Source organism: Bacillus sp. FSL K6-2865, assembly GCF_040311405.1.
In the GTDB taxonomy this organism is placed as follows: domain Bacteria; phylum Bacillota; class Bacilli; order Bacillales; family Bacillaceae; genus Bacillus; species Bacillus velezensis.
Genome location: NZ_CP152036.1, coordinates 3165489 through 3181196, shown reverse-complemented (window position 1 = coordinate 3181196; position 15708 = coordinate 3165489). Strand labels below are relative to the sequence as shown.

Here is a 15708-nt window from a genome sequence, read left to right as displayed (position 1 = left end):
CCATCTACTCCTTCAAAACAGCTTCAATGTATTTTTCCGGATTCAGCAGATTCTCAGCCGTCTGATTGACATACGGTGAAACCCATTCGGTTCCGAGCCCGAACAGAAGCGACAAAAGGAGAAAAGCGGCTGCCGGATAAAGAAGTCCTTTTGCGGACCGTCCGCCTGCGCCGGGGATTTCTTTTTCTTCCCCCCAAAAAGCCGTCGTAAAAACCTTCAGCACGGAATAGAGCACAAGCAGGCTGGATAAGAGAATCAATACGGAAAACAATGTTTCCCCCTTATCGAACCCGCCTTCCGCGATCTTCAGCTTGCCCACAAATCCGCTGAACGGCGGGATGCCGGCCAGAGATATGGCTGAAATAAAGAACATCCATCCTAAAAGGGGATAACGGGTGATCAGTCCGCCCATTTTATGCAGGCTGGCAGTGCCCGTCAATGCGATAAGCGTGCCGGCGAGCATAAACAGCGCTCCTTTAATCAGCATATCGTGAATCAAGTAATAAACCGCTCCTTGAATGGAGGCCGGCGTGTTCATGGCAATGCCGAACAAAATCACGCCGACGGCTGTAATAATATTGTAGATGACGATTTTCATGACATCCGAAAAGGCGATAGATCCGATTACGCCGAATAGCACCGTCAGCATCGCAAGCCACATCATCAATTGGTGGGTAAAGCCCGTATCGTGAATAAAGATCAGGGTGAATACTCTTAAAATGGCGTACAGGCCGACTTTCGTCAAAAGAGACCCGAATAAGGCCGAAATCGCAGCCGGCGGGGCGTAATAAGAGCCCGGCATCCAGAAATACAGCGGGAATATCCCGCCCTTTAAACCGAAAACGACGAGAAGAAGGACGCCGATGACGGTTATCAGCCCGGTCTGGCCCGATTCACTTATTTTTACGCTTAGATCAGCCATATTCAGCGTGCCCGTCACCGCATATAAGTAACCGACGCCGATGACAAAAAACGCGGATGATACAATGTTAAACACGATATACTTCAATGATTCTCTTAATTGAATTTTCGTTCCGCCAAGCACGATCAGCATGTAGGACGCGATAAGCAGAAGCTCAAAAAAGACGTACATGTTGAACAGGTCACCCGTCAAAAACGCTCCGCTTACGCCGGCCAGAAGAAACTGCACCCCTGAATAATAGAAAGCGCGCTCCCTTTTTTCTCCGATGGAGCGGAAGGAGTACAGGATGACGAGCAGCCCGATTATGGCGGTTGTCAAAACAAGCAGTGCGGCAAGCTGATCCGCGGCGAGCACAATGCCGTACGGCGCTTTCCATCCGCCGAGTGTCAGCGTCTGAATCCCGTGTGTGAAAACGGTCTGAACGAGAGCGGCGCTGATGACGATGGAGACACAGGAAGCGGCAGTGCTGAATATCCGCATCAGCATCACGTGCCTGTTCATAAAAATCAGCAGCACTGCGGCAAGCAGCGGCACCAGAATAGGCAATATCACAAAGTTATTCATGTTGATCATTTCCCCTCATTCGATCCATATCGTCCGTTTTCAGTTCCTGATAGGCGCGAAACGCCATCACAAGCAAAAAGGACGTGACGCCGAACGAAATAACGATCGCCGTCAGTATGAGTGCCTGCGGCAGCGGATCGACAAACGACGTGCTTTTTCCGCCCAGTATGGGAGGAGCGCCTTTTTTCAGTCCGCCCATGGTCAGGAGCAGCAAATGGACGCCGTGGCTTAATAGCGCGGTGCCGATAATCACGCGCAGCAGACTTTTAGAAAGCAGCAGGTAGGTTGCCGCCATAAACAAAATACCGGCAATGACAGACATTAAGATTTCCATTATTCTTCCTCTCCAATCGTTTGAATAATGGTCATCGTCACGCCGACAACAACGAGATACACACCTAAATCAAACAAAGTGGCCGTCGCAAGCTCCGTATTCCCAAGCACCGGGAGATGAAAATGGCCGAATGTATGGGTGAGAAAGGGTGCTCCGAATAAGAACGAACCTGCACCCGTTGCAATCGCGATAAGCAGACCCGCGCCCGCCACATAAATAAAATTGACGGGCAAAATCGATTTGACGGTTTTTAAATCAAAGGCCAAAAGCAACAGCACGATGGCCGAAGACGTAATCAGTCCGCCGACAAATCCTCCGCCGGGAGCGTTATGTCCCGATAAAAATAAATAGAAAGAGAAAAGCAGAATGATAAAAGATACAAGCTTCGTTGCCGTCTGAAGGATGATGTCGTTTGTGTTTTGCTGTCTCAACGCTCTTCTCCCTCCTCTTTTACTTTTGTTCTGATCATGCCGTAAATCCCGAGTGCGGCAATCGACAGCACCGTGATTTCAAACATCGTATCAAATCCCCTGAAATCAACGAGGATGACGTTGACGATATTGTTTCCTCCCCCGAGCTTATGGCTGTAAGCGGTGAAAAAGGAGGAGATGCTGTCGTTTGTTTTTTCGCTGGAAGACGCGATTCCGAGCATTGTCACGATGACGCCGACACCGAGAGAAATGATAAAATTCGTCATCCGGAATGTTCTTGTCTTCTTTTTCCGCCGCATTTTCGGCAGATGGTAAAAACAAAGAAGAAACAAGGCGACGGATATCGTCTCAATGACGAGCTGCGTGAGCGCCAGATCGGGCGCTCTGAAAATCACGAAAAACAGCGCGAGTGTGTACCCGACAACACCGAGTGAGATAATGGCCGTCAGCCGCGATTTGGCGAACACAGTCGCAATCGTTGCGCTCACCATAACGAGGGACAGCACGATTTCATAAAGGCCGATTTCAGCCATGCCTTTCGCTGTCATGGAAAAGCCGCCTTTTGTGACGAACGCCGCCCCGATGAGAATGATAAACGCCGCAAAGATATACAGCAGATAATCCCGCAAAAATCCGGTCATATAAGATGACGTCAGCTGGTAAGATCTTTTTTCCATACTGCCCGTCACCGCATCGTAAAGCTTGTTCAGCGTCAGTTTTTTCGGAAACAGACCGTACAACCGCTCCCATTTAGACAGCGTTACGTAACCGATCGTGCCGACAATGATGATGCCGAGGGTCATCATTACCTCAGCCGTCACCCCGTGCCACTGGGAAATATGGACATGGAATGTATCTCCGCCGGTTAACAGAGCCGGATAAATGGAGTTCATCGCCGGTTCAATCAGGCTGTAAGACAAAACGTTCGGTGCAAAAAACAGACTGACGGCGCAAGCGGCAAGAATCACCGGCGAAATCAGCATGCCGAGCGGTGCTTCATGCGGCGTCTTTTCAAGCTGATCAGGTTTGCGCGCGCCGCTGAACGTTCTGAAAAACAGCTTCATGCTGTAGATGAAAGTGAAGGCGCTCCCGATCCATGCGAGAACGGGGAACAGCACGCCCCACGTATCCAGGCTGAAAATATCTGCATGAGCAATCCGCAGCATACTTGTAAAGAACATTTCTTTACTTAAAAAGCCGTTAAACGGAGGGAGGCCCGCCATGGAAAACGTTCCGATCAGTGAAACGGTGAACGTTACCGGCATAAGCGCCATCAGTCCGCCGAGCCTGCGGATGTCCCGTGTTCCCGTTTCATGGTCGATAATGCCGACCGCCATAAATAAACTTCCTTTAAAAGTAGCATGGTTAATTAAGTGAAACACAGCCGCGGTGACAGCCGCCGTAAAATACTCTGAATGCTGGTAATGAAGCGCGGCGGCTCCTGCGCCGAGCATCGATACAATCATACCGAGCTGGCTGACTGTGGAAAATGCCAGAATCGCTTTTAAATCGGTTTGTTTCATCGCATTAAAGGAAGCCCATACCATCGTGATCAGACCGACTGAGGCAACCGTCCAAAACCAGACGGGTGAAAATGCAAAAACCGGACTGAATCTGGCAATCACATAAATTCCCGCTTTCACCATTGTAGCCGAGTGCAGATAGGCGCTGACAGGAGTCGGCGCCTCCATGGCATCAGGCAGCCAGATATAAAACGGAAACTGCGCTGATTTCGTAAAGGCTCCCAATAACAGGAGAACCATCGCCGGAATAAAGAACGGATGGCCTGCGATAATATGCACCTGGTTGACCATTTCCCTGATACTGAAAGAATCCGTCATCAGATACAGCAGGATAAAGCCGCCGAGCATGCACAGCCCGCCGCCGACGGTAATCAGCAGTGACTTTTCCGCACCGTAGCGTGATTTCTTCCGCTTATGCCAATACCCGATTAATAAGAAGGATGACAGGCTTGTCAGCTCCCAGAACATATAAAGCACGATAACGTTATCGACGAGCACAACGCCGAGCATCGCGCCCATAAACATCAGCAGGTACACATAAAAGGGGCCGAGCTTTTCTTTGTCCTTCGATAAGTAAAAAATACTGTAAAGCGTCACCAAAGAGCCGATGCCCGTAATCAATAAAGCGAATAACAGCCCGAGTCCGTCAAGATAAACGGTATAGTTAATACCGAGGGACGGAATCCATTCGGCCGCATATCGGACGGTTTCCCCAGCCATTGTGACAGGGAGCTTGCTGATAAAGTAAACAAACAGCACAACGGGCACTATCAGCACAAACCAGCCTGTATGGACTTGTTTTACCCGTTTATAAAGAAAGGGAACGATAAATGCAAATAAAAAAGGCGCCAAAATCGCGAAATGTAACAGCTGCAACAGAAGACCTCCTTTGCTTGTTTTTTCATCAAGCAACTGCTTTATGTAAGAGTGAATTAATCAATTCACGGTCATAGGACCCAGTACAAATTATATCGCACTTTTTTTTACCCTGCTACGGCATAATGTATTCCTCTCTGTGTTTTTGTGGTCTTTTGAACCCAAAATAAATTTATCAAATATCCTGATCTTTGTATATACATTTATCTTTCAGATCAAGCTTTTAAAAAAGGAGCTGGTCAGATGAAGAGAAAGGCGGCGGCCTGTATTGGAATATTTTGTTCTATTATTGCAGGAACATTCATAGCGGACGATTTCTGCAAAACGCGGCAGCAGACGGAGGCAGATAATTGGGAGCGTTTTTTTCTCGGTGCGGAATACGCAGAAGACAAGCTGAGTGCGGCTGAATCAATGCAAACACCGTTTCAGCCGCGTGAGTATATCAGAATCGTATATAGATGAAAAGAGTTCCGGCACCAGGGTGCGGAACTCTTTTTTTTGTGGCAATCAGCGTTTTCCTTTAATGTAAGGGATGCCGTTGGCTTTAGGCGCATCCGCGCGGCCGATGAAGCCGGCAAGCGCGAGAATGGTCAGAATGTAAGGAGCCATCAGCATGTATACATTCGGAATGTCTTTGAACAGGGGCAAAAGCGAGCCGATAATGCTCAAACTCTGTGCAAACCCGAAGAACAGCGCAGCCCCGAGCGCGCCGATCGGATGCCATTTGCCGAAAACCAGCGCGGCGAGAGCGATAAAGCCTTGCCCGGAAATGGTGGAGTGCGTGAAATCAAGCGCGATCGTGGAAGCATATACACCGCCGCCGAGCCCGCCGAACAGCCCGCTGATCATGACGCCGATATAGCGCATGCCGAACACGTTGATTCCCATCGTATCGGCCGCCATCGGATGTTCCCCGACAGAACGGATGCGGAGGCCGAACGGCGTTTTGAATAAAATAAACCAGGAAACAAAGGCCAGTACGATGGCTAAAATCGACGTATAATATACGTCGGAAAAGAAAATCTTTCCTAAAACCGGAATATCGCTTAACCCGGGAATGTTCGTTTTGTAAAAGGGCTCCGGGATTTTATCAGTCTGCGCCTTTCCGTAGATCAGCTTGACGATAAACAGTGTCGCTCCTAACGCGAGCATATTGATCGCCACACCGGTTACCGTCTGATCGGCGCGGAAAGAAACCGCGGCGGCCGCGTGGATCAGTGAGAACAGTCCGCCGGCAATCATAGCCGCAGCCAAGGCGAGCCACGGAGCGGCGGCGCCAAGCTCGCGTCCGAAAAATAAGTTGAACATGACGCTTGTAAAGGCGCCGATAATCATCAGTCCTTCAAGACCGATGTTGACAACCCCCGATCTTTCAGAAAACACGCCGCCGAGAGCGGTTAAAATAAGCGGAGCCGCATATACGAGTGTTGCCGGGACAATAATGGATAAAATCTGCAGGAAGTCCACTTACTTCGCCCCCTTTTTCTTCAATTTATCAAGGATGAGACGGATGGCGTAGCTTGATGCCACAAACAAAATAATAATGGCGATGACGATGTCAACGACTTCAGAAGGCACCCCGGATTCAATCGGCATATTTAATGCCCCGACTTTAAGGCCGCCGAGAAGACATGCCGCCAGAACAACGCCGATTGCCGTGCTGCCGCCGAGAAGCGCAACCGCAATGCCGTCGAAGCCGACGCCGGTAAAGGCGCCCTTAACCGCCGCGTATTGAAAGGTTCCGAGTCCTTCCATCGCGCCGGCAAGCCCCGCGAAGGCGCCGGAAATCATCATGGCGTACATCATATTTTTTCTGACGCTCATTCCGGCGTATTGTGCGGCGTGCTGGTTAAAGCCGACAGCCCGGAATTCAAATCCGCTTTTTGTTTTATGAATGATAAACCACATGAGGACTGCCGCAAACAGAGCGATCAGAATGCCCCAGTGAAGGCGGGAGTAATCTGTCAGCTGCTCTAAAAACGGTGAGCGGAGCGACGCGCTTTCATGAATTTTGTCTGTTTTGTCCCGGTGGTCCGTCATGACATCGGAAATGAGATAATTGGTTAAATGAAGAGCGATATAATTCATCATGATCGTGACAATCACTTCGTGGACAAAAAAACGGGCTTTTAAAAATCCGGGAATCAGGCCCCAAATGCCGCCCGCAACCGCAGCCGCCAATAACGAAAGCGGAAGGTGGATGTAAGCGGGGGCGTCAAAGGAAGCGCCGACCCACACCGCGGCGGTCCAGCCGACAAGGAGCTGTCCTTCAACCCCGATATTAAACAGGCCGGTCCGAAATGCGAATGCCACGGCCAATCCGGACAAAATATATGGCGTAATCTGGCGGATCGATTCCCCGATGTAATACACTTCTCCGAAAATGCCGCTCCAAAGAGCCGAATACCCGCTTACGACATTGTAGCCGCTGGCGAGCATGATGACCGCACCCGCAGCTAACCCAAGGATGATCGCAATCAGCGGCACAGCCAGATGAGAAAGTCGATTAATCATGTGTTTTCCCCGCCTCCATTTGCTTACTTCCCGCCATTAAAAGTCCGAGCTCCTGCTCGTTTGTTTCAAGCGGATTGATGTTTGCGATGATGCTGCCTTCAAAGATGACGGCGATGCGATCGCTGAGATTCATTATTTCATCAAGTTCAAAAGATAACAGAAGCACCGCTTTACCGGCGTCACGCTGCTCAATGATCTTTTTATGGACGAATTCAATCGCACCGACATCGAGTCCCCGCGTCGGCTGGGCCGCAATTAAAAGATCCGGATTTCTGTCCACTTCCCGGCCGATAATGGCCTTTTGCTGATTCCCCCCGGAGAGAGCGCGCGCAGGCGTATATTCATCAGGTGTTCTGACGTCGTATTCTTCAATCAGGCTTCGCGCTTTGTCATAAATCGTGTGTTTATTTAATATGCCGAAAGAAGAGTAGGGCTTTTGGTAATAACTTTGCAGCACGATATTTTCTCCGATCGGAAAATCAAGGACGAGCCCGTGTTTATGCCTGTCCTGCGGAATATGCCCGATGCCGGCTTCAGTGACTTTCCTGGGCGGCATGTTTTGCAGCTGTTTGCCGTTTAACGTGATCGTGCCGGCATTCGTTTTTCTGAGACCTGTAATGGCTTCAATTAATTCAGACTGGCCGTTTCCGTCAACGCCCGCAATGCCGACGATTTCACCGGCTCTGACTGAGAGGGAGAGCTGTTTGACCGCCTCAACGCCGCGCGCGTCTTTAACCGTTACATCAGAAAGTGAAAGCACTTCTTGTTTCGGATCGGCCGCTTGTTTATCCGTCTTGAATGACACTTCGCGTCCGACCATAAGGCTTGCCAGTTCATCTTGATCCGTATGTGCGACCTCGAGTGTTGTAATGCCTTTTCCTTTCCGGATGATGGTGACACGGTCGCAGACTTCCATAATCTCTTTTAATTTGTGGGTGATGAGGATAATTGATTTTCCTTCATTGACAAGATTTTTCATAATCTGAATCAGTTCTTGAATTTCGTGCGGGGTCAGCACCGCGGTCGGCTCGTCAAAAATGAGAATGTCGGCGCCCCGGTAGAGGGTCTTTAATATTTCCGCCCGCTGCTGCATACCGACGGAAATATCGGCAACTTTGGCTTCAGGATCAATGTGCAGGCCGTAACGGTCGGAAATATCGCGCACGTCCCGGGCGGCGCGCTGTCTGTCAATTCGGCCGAAAGTTTTCGGCTCTTTTCCGAGAATGATATTTTCTGAGACGGTAAAGGTATCCACAAGCATAAAATGCTGGTGCACCATCCCGATGCCGAGATCGTTGGCTTTGTTCGGGCTGTTGATGTGAACGCGTTCGCCCCGCACCCGGATCTCGCCTTTTTCCGGCTGATACAGGCCGAATAAAACGTTCATGAGTGTCGATTTTCCGGCGCCGTTTTCACCGAGAAGGGCGTGTATTTCGCCTTTTTTTACTTGAAGCGTGACGTCATCATTGGCGACGATTCCGGAAAACTCCTTGCGTATATTAAGCATTTCAATGATATAATCCACCGATTTGACGCTCCTTTTCAGAGATACTTTGATGAGAAAGAGCTTGGCAAAAGAAAAGCTGCAAGAGATGCAGCTTTTCCTTCACCGCTCTTTTCATAAAAGAGAGGGGATAAGCACGGAAGTCTCCTTATCCCCTGGTTCTTACTCAGCCTTGAAGGATTTCAATTCTTTTTCAGTTGAAGGGATCTCGAGTCCGTCCGCGATTTTCTTCTTCCAATCGTCTGTTGCTTTAATGACATCGTCAGAAAGGTTCTCCTTGTGATCCGAGATGCCGACTGCATCTTGCGCCAAACCGTATGTTAATGTTTTGCCGCCCGGGAATTTGCCGTCACTCGCTTTTTTCGTTAAGTCCTCCACGGCCGTATCCACTTTTTTGACCATTGATGTGAGAGTGACATTGTCTTTTGTGCCTTTGACTTGACCTTCCGCGTACTGGTCTTTATCAACACCGATAACCCATACGTTCCGCTTCGGATCTTCTTTTTTTAGATTTTTCGCTTCTGTGAAGACGCCCGTTCCCGTTGCGCCGGCCGCGTGATAAATGACGTCAACGCCTGATTTGTACATGCTTTCAGCCGTCGCCTTGCCGACATCGGCTTTGTCAAATCCGCCCGCATATTTCACTTCGACGGTCGCTTTTGGATTTGCGGCTTGTACACCCGCGCGGAAGCCGATTTCGAATTTTTTGATCAATTCAGACTCCATTCCGCCCACGAATCCGACTTTTCCCGTTTTGCTCGATAGCGCAGCGGCCGCTCCTACGAGGAATGAACCTTCCTGCTCTTTAAATGTAAGGCTCGCCACGTTGTCTTTTTTGACAACGGCGTCAATGATCGCAAAATTGGTGTCTTTGCGCTGATCGGCGATTTCGCTGATGGAATCCTGCATCAGATACCCGACGCCGTAAATCAGGTCAAAGTGTTCCCGCGCTAATTTATTTAAGTTCGTTGTATAATCTGCATCTGATTTTGATTGAAGATAGTCAAAACCGCTTTTGCCTTTTGTAAGCCCGTTGTCTTTTCCGAATGCCTGAATACCTTCCCAGGCGGACTGGTTAAATGATTTGTCATCGACACCGCCGATGTCCGTTACCATGCCGACGGTAAAGTTTTTGCTGCCGGAGCCGTTTGCTTTGTCACTTGAACCGCATGCGCTTAATATGGTTCCGGCCGCCGCGATGAGCGCCATCGCCATTCCGATTTTGCGTTTTTTCAAAGATATAACCCCCCTGTAAAATATGGCTGTGCCGTTCAATTCAGACTGAGTCCCCGTACCGGATGCAGAATCGAAAAAACTTTCTGATAATAATGATGAGACGTCTCTCTTTTTCCCGCCTTGAGCGGCTGTCTCTTCCGTGTTCGGGACTTATGACTTATCTGAAAAGAGCTGCTAACCAATCATAATTTATCATTTTACCCGCCATAAATAAATAGAAATTTGCTTATTTTTTAAAAAATATCAATTTTATGAATCGGCTTCCTCATCTGGATAAAACAGAGGAGGATCAGCCAGGTCATTATCCTTATATAGCATACAAAAAAGGAATCTCAAGCCTTTTGTCACGGGATATGACAGTAAAAAAGCACCGTTCACAGCGGAACGGCGCTTTTTGACATTATAAATATTGTTTGATGCTGCTGACATTGCCGGTGTTGATATGATATTGGAAGACGGGTCTGCCGATCGTGCCGTACGCCATCTCTACATTCAGCACTTGTATGTCTTCCAGAAATTTAAGGTATTTCCGGATGGAGACTTGCGAGATTTCAGTATGCTTGGCGAGATCTTCTGTGGTAAAAGAGCCGTCACCGAAAGACTCAATGCTCGCCCAGATGAGTTTAAGCGTGCTTTTTGTCAATCCCTTCGGAAGGTGAACCTTTTCCGCCGCTTCTTTCTTTTGAAAAAGCTCGGCATCCAATTCTTTCTGTGTCATGCTTCTGTGTGATTGATAAACTTTCTGCTTGCGTCTGTAGTCGGAAAGAGCGGTTTGAAAGCGGTCAAATTCAAATGGTTTGATTAGATAATCGACGGCGCCGTACCGAAGCGTTTTTTTGATGACGTCCAGCTCGCTTGCGGCCGAAATGACGATGACATCAACCGATTCATTTTGTTTGCGGATTTCCGTTAAAAGCTCAAGCCCGTTTTTTCCCGGCATGTAAATGTCAAGAAGGATGAGATCGATATGATGCTCGCTCAGCACGTGCAGCGCGCTTTGAAAGGATGATGCGATCCCTTTCAGCTGAAATCCTTCAATCTGGCTGAGATAGCGTTTATTTAATTCACCCACCATGGGGTCGTCTTCAACTATGAGTACATTAATCATCATTTTCCTCCTTCGGTTCATACGGAATGCGAAGACTGAAAGTCGTTCCTTCATTCTTTTCACTTGTCACAATCATATGGCCTTTTAAATTTTCTGTTGCCTGCTGGGTGAAATAGAGGCCGAACCCCCGGTTTGTCCCTTTCGTGGAATAACCTTGTTCAAAAATACGGGCTTGGTCTGCCGCAGACATTCCGGCTCCCGTGTCCGTAATCTCTATATCAAGCTGGCGATCCTGAAACCGCATCGAGCACGTAATGTTTTTTTTCGGCATCTGCGCCACCGCGTCGAGCGCGTTGTTTAACAGGTTTCCGATAATCGTAATGAGCTCATGGATGGCGGCCGGATCCGCCGCATTCGGGATCAGGCTGCCGAGCTGAATGTCCAGATCAGCGCCCTGTTCGCGTATGTAGCTTTGTTTTCCTAGAAGAAACCCTGCGAGAACCGGACTTTTGACATCACTTATAATCTCGCTTGTTTCCGTCTTCTGCTGAATGGCAATGTCTTTAATGTAAGTGCCGAGATCATCGTATTCTTTTAACTGGACAAGCCCTAAAATAACATGAAGCTTATTCATGAATTCATGAGACTGGGCTCTTAATGCGTTTGCATACATTTTAACACCGGACAGCTGTTCTGCTAAATGTTTGACCTCCGTTTTGTCCCTGAAAGTGGCGATCGCTCCGACGGTTTGTCCTTTCAGATGAATCGGAACCTCATTAAAGACCAGCTCAAGCCCGTTAATGCGGATATCCCTGTCCTGAAGCGGTTTTTTCGTTTCAATCACTTGTTTCAGCCGGCTTTTCGGGAGAATATCGTTCACATCTTGATCGACCGGATTAGTCGGAATACCCATTTTAATAAAAAGCCGTTTCGCTTCCGCATTGGCAAGCTTGATTTTTCCACGCGCGTCAACCGCCAGGATGCCTTCCTTCGTTGATTCGAGCATGGCGCTCCGCTCTTCCAGGAGGGTGGCGATTTCATAAGGCTCAAGACCGTACATAATGTTTTTGACGGTGCGGGCGACAATGACGGCTCCGATGACGCCGACAAAAATACTTACGCAGATGATGAAATAAAGCGGTCTCAAACTGTGGCTGACGACATCCTGTATTTTGTTAAGCGAAATTCCGACCGAAACGACGCCCACTTGTTTTTTATCTTTTCCATAGATCGGTACGAAGGCTCTCATGGATTTTCCGAGAGTTCCCGCTGATGTGCTCGTTTTGATATGCCCGTGCATCGCCGGCTGTTCATCTCCGCCGGTGAATTTCTTCCCGATTTTATTTGCGTCGGGGTGGGTGAGGCGGATGCTGTTCATATCCATCACCACGACAAATTCGGTTCCTGTCGTATGCTGGACGTCTAATGTATAATCCCGGAGCTCTTTCAGCCCTTTTCTTGTTTGCAATGCCCGCGCGACACTCGGTGTTTCCGCGACCAGCTTTGCGGTGCGCAGCGCGGTCGTCCGTTCTTCTTCTTTCACGCGGTCTGCTGTTTGGACGCTGATCGTGAAAAAGGTGATACAAAGTGCGATAAGGACGACAATACAGACGAATATCGTTAATCGGGTTTGCAATTTTAATGTTTTTTTCATAACAGCCTTCCTTACGTTTATCATTCCCGCGTTCTACTTTACTCCGAAAAAGCCGGTTTGTGAAGATCAGGCCCTTATTTCGTAAAAGTGAGGAAAAATGGTATTTTTTATCTTGTCAATGTGTTTTAAGTCCTCCATAATAAGTGAGGTAGATTACAGAAAGGGACTTTTTATATGAAAAATACTTATTGGACGGGTTATTTTCCGCTCGTTGCGATTCTGCTTTTTAGTTCGTCATTATCCATTTCTACCTCGCTTTATGTCATGAAGATACTTCAGACGCTCGGCATGTATCAGGGGATGCTGGATTATTTCTCTGAGAAAGGGATCAGACTGGCGCTTTTTGCAGCGTTCGCCCTTGTGTATTTTATGCTCTTTTCGGCTTTGAAGCTGATTGCAAACACAGTGACAGAGCTGTCTCTTTTGTTTTTCACAAATGACCCTGAAGGGGACAATCTGAAAAAAATCAGATTAGGCTCTTTAATTTATGTAGGCGGAGGAATTCTTTCCTTTGCGCTCGTGCAGAATGGTTTTTGGATTGCGGCGTTATTTGCCGTTGTTACGCTCGTTTATTTGATTTTCATGGTGTACAGAATCTATTCGACACTCTCGATCGTTTCGCTGATCGGTTTTATATTGCTTGAGATTCTGTTTTGGTTTACTTTTGTTATCGGTATTTTGTACATCTTTATCAAGCTTTATAATAGCATAATGGCTAGCTTACCTGTGTAAGCTAGCCATTTTTGTTAAGACAGAAATCTGTTTTTGATCTCAGGGGAGGGGAGCATGCATGCTTCCCTTTTTCCGAACCATTTGTAACGGCGCCGGGCGATGAAAGAATAGGCTCTGTCCCTGAGGGGGCGGGGCACTGCGAAAAAAACCGCTGACAGCCGCCAGGCTCCGCGGAGATGACGGGAAACCTTTAACACGGCTGCGGATTTTTTGTATATCCGCCCGTTTTCGATAAAAATCATGCTGTCAAATTGTTCTGTCGGAAGTCCTTCTGATGCCAAAAGCTCCCGGGCGGTATCTGATTGCAATGATGCAAATGAGATTTTGCCGGCCGGATCGCGTTTAATGATGAATTGAACGGCGCCGCTGCATAAGTTGCAGACGCCGTCAAACAAAAGTACGCGGTCCGGAAGCTGAGCTGGTTTCAAAGCGGATCCCCTCCGTTATCTTTAATAAGCTGCCTGCAGCGTGTTTTTCCAGATCGAAAGCTGAGGGCTTGCGTCATGAAGGTATTCGACGCTTGACGGTGTATCCTTGCCGACCCATACCCCCATCGTATAAGCGTCCGTCAGGCCGACAAACCACATATCGTGATAGTCATTTGACGTTCCTGATTTTCCGCCGACGTACGGAGCTTTAAAGTTCGCTTTCTTTCCTGTACCGCTCTTGACGACGGCTTTCATCATTTCTTTGATCTGCATGTTGGTCCGCACGCTGAATACCTGCGTCGGCTCATCTTTCCATTTTAATATCGTTTTTCCTTTTAAATCAGTCACTTTTGTAATCGCGTGACTCGGCGTATAAACGCCGTTGTTGCCGAACGTGGTGTACGCATTGGTCATTTCAAGCGGCGTCATGCCGTTTGTAAAACCGCCAAGCGCCGCAGGCAGACGGTAATCCGCGCTGACCAGCTTCGCGAAATGAAACGGTTCAAGGTAGCTGAACGCCTTATTGACGCCGACGCGGTCCATGATTCTGATGGCTGGTGTGTTGTACGAGTATTTAAACGCCGTTTCCAGCGTGACCGTACCGTACGTGCGGTTATTGTAGTTTTGCGGACAGTAATCCGCACTGCAGAATTTGCTTGCGTCAATCTTGCTGTGTGGCGTTGCGCTGGTCTTTTCAATGTAAGGTCCGTAATCAAGCAGCGGCTTAATGGATGAACCGGGCTGTCTGTATGCCTGATAGGCACGGTTGAAATCATATTTATGATAATCTTTCCCGCCTGAAAGCGCGATAATCTGATGTGTCTGATGATTAATCACGGCCGCTCCGCCTTGGACACCTGCATACGGCAGATTTTGATTCACTTGGGCGACGACCTGGTTTTGCATATACGGATTCAGCGCCGTATAAATCTTCACGCCGTCTTTTAACAATGTGCTGACTCTGTCTGAAAGCTCACTCTGTATTTTTTGTTTCGCCTTTCCGGAAGCTTTTTCAAGACGTTTGTCATAGCCTTCGGATGATGAAACAAGCTGTGTGAATTCATCATTTACATAGGAAACATAGTCAGGATATTTATTTGTTTTTTCGTTTATATCAAGCTTGATCTTTTCCTTTTCGGCTTTTTTCAGCTGTTTCCCGGATATAACGCCTGCTTTTTTTAATCCGTTAAGCAATCTGACTTGTCGCTTTTTCGTATAATCAAAATGCTTGAGAGGATCATATAATGTAGGGTTATTAGGGATGGCGCAGATAAAGGCCATTTCTCCCAAAGTGAGAGATTTCAGCGGCTTGCTGAAATAAAATTGTGCCGCCGAACCGACACCGTATACGCCGTTATTAAAATAAATCGTATTTAAGTAGCCTTCTAAAATCTCATCTTTGCTGTATTTTTTCTCAAGCTGATAGGAATAGGCCAGCTCCGTCAGTTTTCGGCTGAAGGTGCGTTCATGGCTTAAATACACATTCCTTGCCAGCTGCTGGGTGATGGTGCTGGCGCCCTGATCAATTTTATGATCTTTGAAATTGGAGGCGGCCGCCCTGACCATCCCCATAAAGTCAAACCCTTTATGCTCATAAAAATGACGGTCTTCAGAGGTTAAAAACAGTTGTTTTACCTCATTCGGTATTTTATTAAAGGGCACGATCACGCGGTTCTCATGATCGCTGACAATCTCAGAAACAAGGCTTCCGTCCCTGTCATACATGTAACTGTTTTGAACCAGGTTGATCGCTTTTAAATCAATATGTTTATCGAGCACCTGATCAAAAGGCTTGATTTGTTTTACCTCTTTGCCGGAAGCAATAACTGTAAATGCACACAACGGGATAATGCCGAGCAGCAAAATCCATCCGATTATTTTACGTACCATGGTCACTCTCTTTTCTCCTGATTTCTAGCCATATCGTATCATTCTTTTAAGA

Annotated in this window: 14 protein-coding genes; 2 read left to right on the top strand and 12 right to left on the bottom strand. The window is 47.9% G+C overall.

Annotation, left to right across the window (positions count from 1 at the left end; translation table 11 throughout):
- Window positions 1-4: 4 nt before the first annotated feature.
- From NYE42_RS15735 to NYE42_RS15720, 4 genes are read right to left on the bottom strand one after another with little or no spacing between them, the layout of a single operon-like run.
- Window positions 5-1486 (bottom strand): Na+/H+ antiporter subunit D, encoded by a 1482-nt coding sequence (locus NYE42_RS15735; RefSeq protein WP_042635451.1) that lies wholly within the window; start codon window positions 1484-1486, stop codon window positions 5-7.
- Window positions 1479-1820, bottom strand: a complete 342-nt coding sequence (locus NYE42_RS15730; protein ID WP_003152063.1) for a Na(+)/H(+) antiporter subunit C — start codon at window positions 1818-1820, stop codon at window positions 1479-1481. The genes NYE42_RS15735 and NYE42_RS15730 overlap by 8 nt, the downstream gene beginning before the upstream one ends.
- Window positions 1820-2251 (bottom strand): Na(+)/H(+) antiporter subunit B, encoded by a 432-nt coding sequence (locus NYE42_RS15725; RefSeq protein WP_007408670.1) that lies wholly within the window; start codon window positions 2249-2251, stop codon window positions 1820-1822. The genes NYE42_RS15730 and NYE42_RS15725 overlap by 1 nt, the downstream gene beginning before the upstream one ends.
- A complete protein-coding gene (locus NYE42_RS15720) occupies window positions 2248-4650 on the bottom strand; it encodes a Na+/H+ antiporter subunit A (RefSeq protein ID WP_352426575.1) in 2403 nt (800 codons plus the stop codon). The genes NYE42_RS15725 and NYE42_RS15720 overlap by 4 nt, the downstream gene beginning before the upstream one ends.
- Window positions 4651-4893: 243 nt before the next feature.
- On the opposite strand from NYE42_RS15720, the gene NYE42_RS15715 reads away from it, so the two are divergent.
- Window positions 4894-5112 (top strand): hypothetical protein, encoded by a 219-nt coding sequence (locus NYE42_RS15715; protein WP_007408668.1) that lies wholly within the window; start codon window positions 4894-4896, stop codon window positions 5110-5112.
- Between the two features lie 45 nt (window positions 5113-5157).
- On the opposite strand, the gene nupQ is transcribed toward NYE42_RS15715, so the two are convergent.
- The 6 genes from nupQ to malK all read right to left on the bottom strand — a co-directional run bounded on the left by nupQ (window position 5158) and on the right by malK (window position 12606).
- Window positions 5158-6117, bottom strand: a complete 960-nt coding sequence (gene nupQ, locus NYE42_RS15710) for a guanosine ABC transporter permease NupQ (RefSeq protein WP_003152071.1) — start codon at window positions 6115-6117, stop codon at window positions 5158-5160.
- Entirely contained in the window at window positions 6118-7164 is a 1047-nt protein-coding gene (locus tag NYE42_RS15705) for an ABC transporter permease (RefSeq protein WP_007408667.1), read from the bottom strand.
- The gene (locus NYE42_RS15700; RefSeq protein WP_342497048.1) at window positions 7157-8689 is read right to left on the bottom strand and encodes an ABC transporter ATP-binding protein; all 1533 of its coding nucleotides are present in this window, start codon (window positions 8687-8689) and stop codon (window positions 7157-7159) included. The genes NYE42_RS15705 and NYE42_RS15700 overlap by 8 nt, the downstream gene beginning before the upstream one ends.
- 141 nt (window positions 8690-8830) lie before the next feature.
- Entirely contained in the window at window positions 8831-9904 is a 1074-nt protein-coding gene (locus NYE42_RS15695; RefSeq protein WP_007408665.1) for a BMP family protein, read from the bottom strand.
- A 400-nt stretch (window positions 9905-10304) separates the two neighbouring features.
- The gene (locus NYE42_RS15690) at window positions 10305-11012 is read right to left on the bottom strand and encodes a response regulator (RefSeq protein WP_003152077.1); all 708 of its coding nucleotides are present in this window, start codon (window positions 11010-11012) and stop codon (window positions 10305-10307) included.
- Window positions 11005-12606 carry a malate sensor histidine kinase MalK gene (gene malK, locus NYE42_RS15685; protein ID WP_342497047.1) on the bottom strand — a complete coding sequence of 534 codons (1602 nt, stop codon included), beginning with the start codon at window positions 12604-12606 and terminating at the stop codon, window positions 11005-11007. Before malK ends, NYE42_RS15690 begins: the two co-directional genes overlap by 8 nt.
- A 174-nt stretch (window positions 12607-12780) precedes the next feature.
- Here malK and NYE42_RS15680 point away from each other — a divergent pair, with 174 nt between their 5' ends.
- A complete protein-coding gene (locus NYE42_RS15680; RefSeq protein WP_007408662.1) occupies window positions 12781-13338 on the top strand; it encodes a YufK family protein in 558 nt (185 codons plus the stop codon).
- A gap of 14 nt (window positions 13339-13352) precedes the next feature.
- Here the strand turns inward: NYE42_RS15680 and NYE42_RS15675 are convergent, their stop codons facing one another.
- Window positions 13353-13766 carry a thiol-disulfide oxidoreductase DCC family protein gene (locus NYE42_RS15675; RefSeq protein ID WP_014305710.1) on the bottom strand — a complete coding sequence of 138 codons (414 nt, stop codon included), beginning with the start codon at window positions 13764-13766 and terminating at the stop codon, window positions 13353-13355.
- A 21-nt stretch (window positions 13767-13787) separates the two neighbouring features.
- Window positions 13788-15662 carry a transglycosylase domain-containing protein gene (locus NYE42_RS15670; RefSeq protein ID WP_342497046.1) on the bottom strand — a complete coding sequence of 625 codons (1875 nt, stop codon included), beginning with the start codon at window positions 15660-15662 and terminating at the stop codon, window positions 13788-13790.
- Window positions 15663-15708: the final 46 nt, after the last annotated feature.

Coding starts and splice junctions, on each gene's coding strand:
- NYE42_RS15735 (WP_042635451.1), bottom strand. CDS start 1,486: ATGAATAACTTTGTGATATTGCCTATTCTGGTGCCGCTGCTTGCCGCA.
- NYE42_RS15730 (WP_003152063.1), bottom strand. CDS start 1,820: ATGGAAATCTTAATGTCTGTCATTGCCGGTATTTTGTTTATGGCGGCA.
- NYE42_RS15715 (WP_007408668.1), top strand. CDS start 4,894: ATGAAGAGAAAGGCGGCGGCCTGTATTGGAATATTTTGTTCTATTATT.
- NYE42_RS15705 (WP_007408667.1), bottom strand. CDS start 7,164: ATGATTAATCGACTTTCTCATCTGGCTGTGCCGCTGATTGCGATCATC.
- NYE42_RS15690 (WP_003152077.1), bottom strand. CDS start 11,012: ATGATTAATGTACTCATAGTTGAAGACGACCCCATGGTGGGTGAATTA.
- malK (WP_342497047.1), bottom strand. CDS start 12,606: ATGAAAAAAACATTAAAATTGCAAACCCGATTAACGATATTCGTCTGT.
- NYE42_RS15680 (WP_007408662.1), top strand. CDS start 12,781: ATGAAAAATACTTATTGGACGGGTTATTTTCCGCTCGTTGCGATTCTG.